This is a genomic window from Paenibacillus sp. Y412MC10 (assembly GCF_000024685.1).
Classification (GTDB): Bacteria; Bacillota; Bacilli; order Paenibacillales; family Paenibacillaceae; genus Paenibacillus_AQ; species Paenibacillus_AQ lautus_A.
Window position 1 is genome coordinate 6,170,136 of sequence record NC_013406.1, and the last position, 9,865, is coordinate 6,180,000.

Genomic DNA, 9,865 nt, shown 5'->3' on the forward strand with positions numbered 1-9,865 from the left:
TCGCTTACGGAGCGGTCTCAAGAAACTTGGCGGTTGGGTTCTTGTCTATGGCGGTTCTCATCGCATACTCATTTTCGAAGAGAACGACATAATTATCCTTCTTGTCTTTCACCAGGGTCGAGTTAATCCGGAACTTGGACGGATCAATGTTGTCGTCCACGAGCCAGCGGGCGAACTGATACGGCATTCGTTGCAGCTGGACATCGACGCCGTACTCCCCTTTCATCCGATACTCGAAGACTTCGAACTGGAGCTGGCCGACCACCCCGAGAATGGTCTCGTCGAAGCTAACGGTGCGGAATACCTGGATGGTCCCTTCTTCCGTCAATTGGTCAATCCCCTTCTGATATTGCTTATGCTTCAGCGCATTCTTCACGGTTACTTTGGCAAAGATCTCCGGGGAAAACGTCGGAAGCTCGTCGAATACAACCTCGCGTCCTTGGCTGAGGGAATCCCCGATCCGGAAAATCCCCGGGTCAAACAGACCGATAATATCGCCAGGGTATGCCTCCTGCACAATATCTCGATCCTGCGCCAAAAATTGCTGCGGCTGCGCCAGCTTGATTTCCTTGCCTACCCGCACATGCTTCACGCTCATACCGCGTTCGAACTTGCCCGATACGATTCGAAGGAAAGCGATACGGTCCCGGTGAGCCGGATTCATGTTGGCTTGGATCTTAAATACGTAACCGGAGAATTTCTCATCGGTCGGTTCCACTACGCCTTCCGTGCTGCGGCGCGGCTCGGGCTTCGGCGCAAGCTGGAGGAAGTTTTCAAGAAAGGTCTGGACGCCGAAATTGTTGATCGCACTGCCGAAAAATACAGGCGTTAACTGACCCTGCATCACTTTCTCCAGATCAAACGGGTCGCCGGCAACATCCAGCAGCTCCAGATCTTGACATAACTGGTCATGCAGATAGTCGCCAGCCATCTCGCGGATGAGCGAATCTTCATACCCTTCGACCTTCTGCACTTTAATCGTGGAATGGTCGTCCCCTTGGAACAATTCCACCTGATTCTTCACCCGGTCGTACACGCCGCACAGGTCGCGGCCGGAACCGATCGGCCAATTCATCGGTACGGAGCGGATGCCCAGCACCTGCTCAAGTTCCTCCATCAGGTCAAACGGACTGCGTCCTTCGCGGTCGAGTTTGTTGATGAAGGTGAAAATCGGAATGCCCCGCTTCGCGCAGACCTGAAACAGCTTGATGGTCTGGGCCTCGACCCCTTTGGCTACGTCAATCAACATGACGGCGCTGTCGGCAGCCGTCAACGTACGATAGGTATCCTCACTGAAGTCTTGGTGACCCGGCGTATCCAATATATTAATCCGATGCCCTAAATAATCAAATTGCATCACGGACGACGTGACGGAGATTCCCCGCTGCTTCTCGATCTCCATCCAGTCACTCGTTGCATGCTTGCTCGCTTTACGAGCTTTAACCGATCCGGCCAGACGAATGGCGCCCCCGAACAAGAGCAGCTTCTCGGTCAGCGTCGTCTTACCGGCGTCAGGGTGGGAAATAATCGCGAACGTGCGACGCTTATCCACTTCCTGCTGCAGTTCATCTATTAGCTTTGCCATTTCACTTATCCCTTCGTAACTAAAGTCATGTATATCATTGTACCACAATTCATACGCAAATCATCCCCATGCGCCGTGCGCATGAGGATGATTTTTATCGCATAAATTTTAGCTAATCTTCTATTTTTTCAACCACACTACGTTATCCTCAAGCTGACCGTTAACCGGCCACCAGTGGAAGCCGTCTTCCTTCAGCAGCTCATCCGCTTTGTCAGGTCCCCAGGAGCCGGCAGGATACGATTCCAGCTCGCCCTGGTTCTCTCTCCAAGCGCTAGCGATGCGATCCACGAAGGACCAAGCGGAAGCCACTTCGTCCCAACGCGTAAAGTAGGTGGAATCCCCGCGGGCAGCATCATGCAGCAGACGCTCATACGCTTCAGGAGAGTTAATGCCCACGATGCAGCTTTGGCAGAAGTCCATCGCAACCGGAGCGATCTCGGACTCGGAGCCCGGCTTCTTCGCGTTGATCTTTACGTAGATGCCTTCCATCGGGTTAACCCGGATAACGAGCAGGTTAGGCTCCAGGGAATGCTTTTGGCCCAAGTATACGTTGGTTGGCATCCGTTTGAACTCTACGACCACCTCGGTCGTCTTAACCGGAAGGCGTTTGCCCGTGCGGATATAGAACGGTACGCCCGCCCAGCGGAAATTATCCACGAAGACTCTGGCCGCAAAATAGGTTTCCGTATTGGATTCCGGATTTACCTTGTCCTCTTCACGGTAAGCCGGCAGATCTTTGCCGCCTGCGGAACCGCTCGTATACTGACCGCGAACCACGTTGTTCTTGACTTCTTCGTTTGAGGCATATGGACGCAGGGAGCGAAGCACCTTCACCTTCTCATCGCGAATATCTTCTGCGAGCAGACGGCTAGGCGGCTCCATAGCAATCATGGTCAGCAGCTGCAGCATATGGTTTTGACCCATATCCCTGAGTGCCCCCGCATGGTCGTAATAACCCCCGCGCTCCTCGACGCCAACCGTTTCACCAAGCGTAATTTGGATGTTGGCAATATGCTTATTGTTCCACAGAGGCTCGAAGAAAGCATTCGCAAAACGGATAACCTCGATGTTCTGCACCATTTCCTTCCCGAGGTAATGGTCGATCCGATAGATCTCCTCTTCCTTGAACACTTTACGAATCTCTTCGTTCAGCTTGGCAGCGGACTCCAGATCGTAGCCGAACGGCTTCTCGATCACAAGACGGTTCCAGCCCTCTCCGTCAAGCATGCCGCCCTTCATCAGGTTGAACGATACGCTGCCGAACAATTCCGGTGCAAGCGCGAGATAGAACAAGCGGTTGCCCGGTATATTAAATTTCGTTTCCAATTGCTCCGTTTGTTCGCGGAGCTCACGGAAACCGTCAATATTGTTGATATCTAAAGATTTATATTCAAAATGCTGTGCAAATGCATTCCATTCACTATCCTGTTCCGAACTATATCGGCAGAATTCCTGAATCGAACGATACACGTCCTCCCGAAACTCCTCTTGGGTGCGCGGACGCCGCGCCACGCCGATTACAGCAAAATCCTCATCCAGTTTTCCTTCACGATAAAGACTGTAGATCGCCGGAAACAACTTACGTCTTGCCAAATCACCAGTCGCTCCAAAGATGAAAAATACAGCTCCCGGTGTCTTCATTGTATCTAGATTTTGATTTTCAGCCATGGCTCCTCATTCTTTCTATGAATTATAGTGTATTTTTATGCATCGGCACTTAACTCGATGTGATGACATTTTAGCATATTCATTTCAAGTATGCTATCTCATTCCGTATTTTTTCATCGGAGTTTCAGATATTATTTTCAATATTCTATTGTAATGACGGGAAATCCGATCGTTATTCTACTGCTTTTCTTCACCGAATCTTCATGCACCGCAATCTGCATATGAATCGGCGTGTCGCCGCTCTTCACAAAAGCCCCCAGCAAAGGCGCTTCATAGGATCGGCTGATCGTTGTAACATCCGCATAATCCTCAACGGAACGAAGCGGAAGCTTTCGGGCTACGGCCTCTTCTACTTGGGCCATCGTTCCATCCACGCCGCCTGACTTCGTTGCATATCCTTGAATGGACGCATTCCACGTATTCGGTATGCCTGCTTGCTCCATCCGTTCTTGAACATGCTGCTGAAGGCTCACCATTTCCCGAGCCTGCGCTGCCGCCTCTCCGACAAGCATGACTCTGACATAACTATGGCCTTGCTTCGTGAGGGCCCAATCCAAATTCACGGAGACGCCCGATCGATCGCCTTCCGCTTGGAAAACGTCATTTCCTTGAAGCTCGTTTGAGGTAATGCCGGAAAGCCCCATTGCGCGAGCCAATTCTTCGGCTGCTGTCTTAGCTTGATCCTTAGAAATCGAATTTATCATTTCGCCTTGAATTTTTACCGTGAGGAGTGCGGAAGGATCCATATGTTCCTGTCCAAGGGCTGCAAGAAGCTCCAAATTGCTTTCGGCTGTGGTCCCTGCTTCCGATGCTCCATTCGCCGTTCCCTTCCAAACTGACGCCTCTGCCGTTTGCGGAACCGCTTCCTCCCCATTGCGTTCTGTTGTTCCCGCAAAACCCGCCATCATCCCTGCTGCCCCGCACAGCAACAACATCATCACAATCAGCTGTAAACGTATCTTCCGCATCGTCAGCCACGCCTCCTCGTACGAATCTATCAATCTAGTAAAAGGATGGCCGGCTCACTGCAGATTTATACATCGCCATATAAAATGATCCTGCTATTACCGTTTTAAAAATCTCTCTTCCCCTTACCTAAATAAAAAAAGCCTCCCGATTAGGGAGTCTTTAAGCCTGCCTATCATTGTTTACATGGATATGTTGATCCCCGACGCGTCGCATCACGGATCTGTTTAGAACCGCGCTCAGCATCTCAAAACTGTTTATTTCACGTTCATAAGCATAAAAAAAGAGCCGGCACTCCTTACTCAGCCAGCCCATTTTTATAAGCGTAGATGGCAGCTTGGGTCCGATCCTCTACCCCCAGCTTGCCCAAAATATTAGTCACGTGAAACTTCACGGTTTTGATGCCTATAATCAAATCATCGGCAATGTCCTGATTGGATTTGCCCTGTGCCAGCAATCGCAGCACTTCCATCTCCCGGTCCGTCAGGTCATTATGCGCGGGCGCTTCATTTTGCGGATGGCGGAAACGATTCATCATCTTCGAAGCGACCTGGGACTCCAGAACCGACTGGCCCCGTGCGGCGGCACGTATAGCATCGGCGACCTCGGAAGCCCGGGAGGTCTTCAGCAGATAACTGAATGCGCCTGCTTCAATGACCGGATACATCTTCTCATCGTCCAGATAGCTGGTCAGTACGATCACCTTAAGATTCGGAAATTGCTTCATCAGCTCCCGCGTGGTCTCAATGCCGTCCATCCCATCCATGACCAGATCCATCAGCACCACGTCAGGATGATATTCCTGCGCCAGGCGTATGCCTTCCTCGCCGCTGCCCGCTTCGCCTACCACCTCAATGCCGTCTTCTGTGCCAAGCACGGCAGCCAAGCCGATCCGCACCATCTCATGATCATCCACCAGCAGTACCTTAATCGGTGCTTCCATCTCCATCCCCCCGTTTGCGTTCTTCGTTTATGAGCGGCACGATAATCTCAATCCGCGTCCCTTTACCCGGGGCCGTGATGAATTGTAACGAGCCGCCGATTTCCGTCACCCGTTCCTGCATGGTCGAAAGACCGTAGGAAGTCTGTTTCTTGTCGTCCAGTTCGAACCCGACCCCGTCATCTCGCAGCATTACCCGAACGGTGTTCTGCCTGCGATGAATCCGGATGTCCATTTTTTCCGCCTTCGAGTGCCGAAGCGTATTCGACATGGCCTCCTGAATAATGCGGAACAGATGATTTTCAATCCCTTTAAGCAAATGTATGTCATCGTCCATCTCAAACGTAATTTCCATAGGCACTTTGATCCGCAATTCCGTGATCAAATCCCGCAGCCCCTGTTCCAGTGCTTTTCCTTCGAGATATACCGGCCGCAGATGAAGGAGTAGCGCCCTCATCTCGGACTGTGCCACAGCCGACATTTCCTCAATCAGAGCCACCTGGCGCTGCGCTTTGTCAAAATCCTTATCCAGCGTCCTGCCCACAGCTGTTGCCGTCATCGAGATGGCAAACAGCTGCTGAGAAACCGCATCATGGAGCTCGCGCGCCAGACGCTGTCTCTCTTCCACGATCGCCGTAACCCTGGCCTGCTCGGCTAGCTGGGCATTGTTCGTGGATAACCGCTGCAGGGAAGACACCTGATCCTCCCAGCGCTTGCTGATCTTCACCAGCTGTTCTCCAAGCCGGCCCACTTCGTCTTCGCCGATGTCCGGCATGACGTCCGTCAGACTCCCTTTTTCCCAGTTCACGAGTGTTTCCCTAACGAGATCGACCCGCCGTTTTACCCGGTATCCCTGGAAGAAGCCATAAATCGCTCCCAGCCCGATCGGCAGCAATACCAGGGTTATGCCTGCCTCGATCCGGTTCTTCCACGTCTCAAACGGTTGAAGATAACCATATGTATATAATAAATAAAGGACAACGAGCATGACAACCAATCCCAGAAGGGTCCCCTCACGCATACTTCGGGTAATGATATTTGCTTTCTTTTCCGTTTCCACGGGGCAACCCTCCTGAATGGTTTACACAAAACAATAAGTTTATTATGTCATTCTTATATTCAAATCTCCGCCTAAATAAGAAACGATAAATTTCACTTTATATTCGCTGGTCTCATAATTGGGCGATTGATATTTCACTCGGTTCAATATGCCGGTTTCCTTCCGGTCGTCCATATGAATCGATCCAAACAAGATGAATGCTTCGATCTCCACCCCGTAATAGTCCGGGATCATCAGATCGATATCACCGAGCATTCCGTGGAACATGAGCACCGTTTGGCGTTCTTCGGGAAGCGCCAGGGACAGATCCACATCCGCTTCCCCGAGCACATGCCACACGCTCAAGCTGCGCATCACCCAGGGTGCACGGTCCCAGTCAAAGTTGGACATAAAGTTCTGCTTCTGAATATATCTGGTCGTGGTATGGGCCCGTTTGGACTTGCCGTAGAAAATACCCAGCGATATCAAACTGACGCCAATAATCAACATAAGATGCTCGAGCAGCAGCAGCACGGCTCCGACGCCGAGCAGAATGTACCCCTTCTTCACATGGCCTTGCCTGATCTGAAGGACGCCCGCGAAGATGAGCAATAGGGCGACAATGGTGAAGAAACCAAACCATCGGCCGAAAAGCATAATAAAACCCAAGCTGATTAAACCTACTGCTATCCAGCGGTTTCTGTCCATGTCGCACCTCCTTGATGACCAAGATATAAGCTCGGAAAAGCCATATCAGTGAGATGTTCCCCACTGTATGGCTTTGCCTGTACTATACGACAATCTCATTCGTATAGCATATCATATGAACACGGTATTCGAATACGCTTTGTTCTTATTTTGCTGACTTGCTAAGGAATTACTCGGATTTCGAGGATTTCCCCATTTTGTTTTTCAACGCTTGCAGCTGCTCATCCACCTTCAGTTGCTTCTCAGCATCCACTGGACTTGTGTATGCTGCGTTGTTAGGGCGGTATGGTGCGCGAAGCACATCAGCTTCAGCTTCCATTTGCATGATTTTTTCTTCCATGCGGTGGAAGCCCATCGAAGCACTGCCGCTTTCAATGGTATGCAGGCTGCTCACTTGAGACATTTGCTTCTTCGCTTTCGCCATTTGAGCGCGAGCTACAAGCTCATTGCGCTTGTTGCGCATTTTGTAGAACTCGTCTTTCATTTCATGCAGCTGAGCAACAAGCTCTTTCGCTTGAGCCTCGGATTGCAGGTGCAGTTCCACGTACTCGGTTTCTTTTTGATCGAAATAGATCTTTTCTTCAAGCAGCTTGCGAGCCACTTCTTCTTGACCGTTTTTCAGAGCCAATTCCGCCTGAGCTTCACGTTGTGCCGCCATCTTCACAGCCTCATCGACGCGCTGCTTCATGCGACGCTCATTTGCCATTTGCTTTGCAACCGTTACCTCTGCTTCATGAATTTCTGCCTCCATGTCGCGCAGGTACTGGTTCAGCATTACGATCGGATCCTCCACTTTATCCAGCAGCTCGTTCACCGATGCTTTCGTCATATCCTTAATTCTTTTAAATACTCCCATGTTATTTATCTCCCTTCTCATAGTTCGAAAGTTTTTTCTTCAATTCTTCGATTTCTTTTTGCATGGCTTTTCTTTCAATATCCTTCATCATCGCATCCAGATCGGAATCGGTGGACGCGTTCGTTCTTGTGCCGTTGGGACGGTCATATTTGGGACCAAAGCTTCCATGCTCATTAGGGTTAGGATAGCCTTGATGACGTCCATAAGCATCATTGTAGCTGTTGTAGCCTGGCCCCGGGCCCGGATGGTCGTTGTAACGGTATCCGCCGGCATGTCTTCCTTGCGGTCCGTACGGATCGTGATAATACGGCTCTTTAGGAACGACGAGGGTTGCAATCAGATAGATCAACAGCGTTGTACCGCCTGTGAAAAAGATACTGACTACAAATATGATTCTAAGTAGGGTAGATTCGACTCCGAAATGATCGGATATACCGCCGATCAACCCTGTGAACATCTTGTCTCGGGTGGAACGGTACAATCTTGTCATGGTTACTCCTTTCCGCTGTTATTCAGCTTTTGCTTCAAGCGGGCAAGTTCCTTTTCCAATACCGTGGAGACGGATTCTCCAGCCTGATCCATGTATTCCTGCCCCATGCGGCGTAAATCGCGAAGGCTTCTGGCTTCCAGTTCCCAGTCGCTGATACGGTCCTCGAGGCGATTGAACATCTTCGGTACATCATGACCCCCGCCATAGGACCCCGTACGTTCATTCATTTTTTGCTGAAGACGAAGGGTTTCCACTCGGGCAACATAATACTGGCGTTTGCTGTAGACCGTCTGATATTCCATCCGCAGCTCACCGAGCTGCTCCTCGATTTCTTTCAACGACTCCAGACTTGAGGATAACAGGCCTTGATACTGTTCAATCTTTTCCTCATAAATCAGCTTCTCCTGCAATGCCAGCTTGGCAAGATGCTCTTCGCCGGCCTTCAAGGCAAGCAGTGCCTGCTCTTCGCGTTTAAATCGCATGGTTTCCGCTTGATCCACCTGCTGTTTCAGCTGTCTGGAATGTACTTGGCATTGCTGCTGCAGCTTTTCGGCCTCAGCAATGTCCTGTCTGGTTGAATGTAGGAACTGGTCAATCAATCGAACCGGATCCTGGCTCTGCTCGAGCTTTTCATTCAATGTTGCTACGGTTATGTCTCTTATCCGCCGGAAAACACTCATATCGGCTTAGCCCTCCTCATCTATCATGATCTGATCTGTTGTTTATGCAGGTTATATAATGTAGTGGTTCCTTATCAATAACGGGGTCTTCCATTCTTCAATCGGGACACTCCGTAGATGATTAAGATGACACCAAGGATCGGACCGATCAGCCAAGACAGTTTACCCATCAACCAGATGATCCCGATACCGAGAATGATCCATCCCATCAAGGTATTGCCTCTTCGAATTCCGTAATATCCCAAAGCAACCATCAGTATCGGAATTAGAAGACTGAACAACCATCCAAGCAGAGGACCGAATACTCCCAGAAGAACCAAGATCCCTAAACCAATCAACAGGATACTCATTCCATTGCCTTTTGAATTCCTCATTTATACACCGCCTTTCTGTTGTTTGATCGTTGTTTCATTTGTTCAACCTTATGACTCTATTCTAGGTAATTTCGAGTTTGACTAAAACGGCCTGTGGACGGTTTTTGGACCTAGACCTAAGGCGGGGCTTCCTATAGACCTACGTCCAACCCCTGGACTGGTCTGCAGTTTTTTGCGTTTTATCCGTGGACGGACATCCTCCTGCTACCAGTATCACTTATATCACTTATTATAAGGAACATCGATTTACAGGAGAACGATCTTCAGCAGCTGTGATTGGGAGTGGACTTGTCGTGTGGATGCTTCGATGGAGAGACAACAAAAAAAGGAATGCAGACGTTGATCGTCTACATTCCTTTTGATTGATGCCGGTGAAGGGACTCGAACCCCCACGGTTTCCCTCACGATTTTGAGTCGCGCGCGTCTGCCAATTCCGCCACACCGGCTTACACAATGGCGTGCCCTAAGAGATTCGAACTCCTGACCTTTTGATTCGTAGTCAAACGCTCTATCCAGCTGAGCTAAGGGCACATATGTTTGTTATGGAGGCGCCACCCAG

10 protein-coding genes and 3 tRNA genes (1 of these 13 running past the window's edge) are annotated in these 9,865 nt (G+C 50.2%); all 13 read right to left on the bottom strand.

Annotated features, from left to right (window positions below; genetic code table 11):
* Positions 1-4 precede the first annotated feature (4 nt).
* On the bottom strand, positions 5-1,585 hold the full coding sequence (locus GYMC10_RS27170; protein WP_015737445.1) for a peptide chain release factor 3: 1,581 nt from the start codon (positions 1,583-1,585) through the stop codon (positions 5-7).
* Between the two features lie 120 nt (positions 1,586-1,705).
* On the bottom strand, positions 1,706-3,253 hold the full coding sequence (gene zwf / locus GYMC10_RS27175; protein WP_009591421.1) for a glucose-6-phosphate dehydrogenase: 1,548 nt from the start codon (positions 3,251-3,253) through the stop codon (positions 1,706-1,708).
* Positions 3,254-3,390: 137 nt separating this feature from the next.
* Complete coding sequence (locus tag GYMC10_RS27180; protein ID WP_015737446.1) at positions 3,391-4,221, bottom strand: YwmB family TATA-box binding protein; 831 nt, start codon at positions 4,219-4,221, stop codon at positions 3,391-3,393.
* Between the two features lie 296 nt (positions 4,222-4,517).
* Entirely contained in the window at positions 4,518-5,168 is a 651-nt protein-coding gene (locus GYMC10_RS27185; RefSeq protein WP_036665042.1) for a response regulator, read from the bottom strand.
* Positions 5,146-6,219: a sensor histidine kinase gene (locus tag GYMC10_RS27190; RefSeq protein ID WP_015737447.1), complete on the bottom strand. Its 1,074-nt coding sequence runs from the start codon at positions 6,217-6,219 to the stop codon at positions 5,146-5,148. The genes GYMC10_RS27185 and GYMC10_RS27190 overlap by 23 nt, the downstream gene beginning before the upstream one ends.
* Before the next feature lie 42 nt (positions 6,220-6,261).
* Positions 6,262-6,906, bottom strand: a complete 645-nt coding sequence (gene liaF / locus GYMC10_RS27195) for a cell wall-active antibiotics response protein LiaF (RefSeq protein ID WP_009591411.1) — start codon at positions 6,904-6,906, stop codon at positions 6,262-6,264.
* Between the two features lie 169 nt (positions 6,907-7,075).
* Positions 7,076-7,762: a PspA/IM30 family protein gene (locus GYMC10_RS27200; RefSeq protein WP_015737448.1), complete on the bottom strand. Its 687-nt coding sequence runs from the start codon at positions 7,760-7,762 to the stop codon at positions 7,076-7,078.
* 1 nt (position 7,763) lies between these two features.
* Entirely contained in the window at positions 7,764-8,252 is a 489-nt protein-coding gene (locus GYMC10_RS27205; RefSeq protein WP_015737449.1) for a PspC domain-containing protein, read from the bottom strand.
* A 2-nt stretch (positions 8,253-8,254) separates the two neighbouring features.
* The gene (locus tag GYMC10_RS27210) at positions 8,255-8,932 is read right to left on the bottom strand and encodes a PspA/IM30 family protein (protein WP_009591432.1); all 678 of its coding nucleotides are present in this window, start codon (positions 8,930-8,932) and stop codon (positions 8,255-8,257) included.
* A gap of 74 nt (positions 8,933-9,006) precedes the next feature.
* Positions 9,007-9,306 carry a hypothetical protein gene (locus GYMC10_RS27215; protein WP_009591410.1) on the bottom strand — a complete coding sequence of 100 codons (300 nt, stop codon included), beginning with the start codon at positions 9,304-9,306 and terminating at the stop codon, positions 9,007-9,009.
* Between the two features lie 366 nt (positions 9,307-9,672).
* Positions 9,673-9,752: transfer RNA gene (locus GYMC10_RS27220), tRNA-Leu, on the bottom strand.
* 8 nt (positions 9,753-9,760) lie between these two features.
* Positions 9,761-9,837: transfer RNA gene (locus GYMC10_RS27225), tRNA-Arg, on the bottom strand.
* Positions 9,838-9,849: 12 nt separating this feature from the next.
* A tRNA-Cys gene (locus GYMC10_RS27230) sits at positions 9,850-9,865 on the bottom strand; it runs 58 nt beyond the window's last position.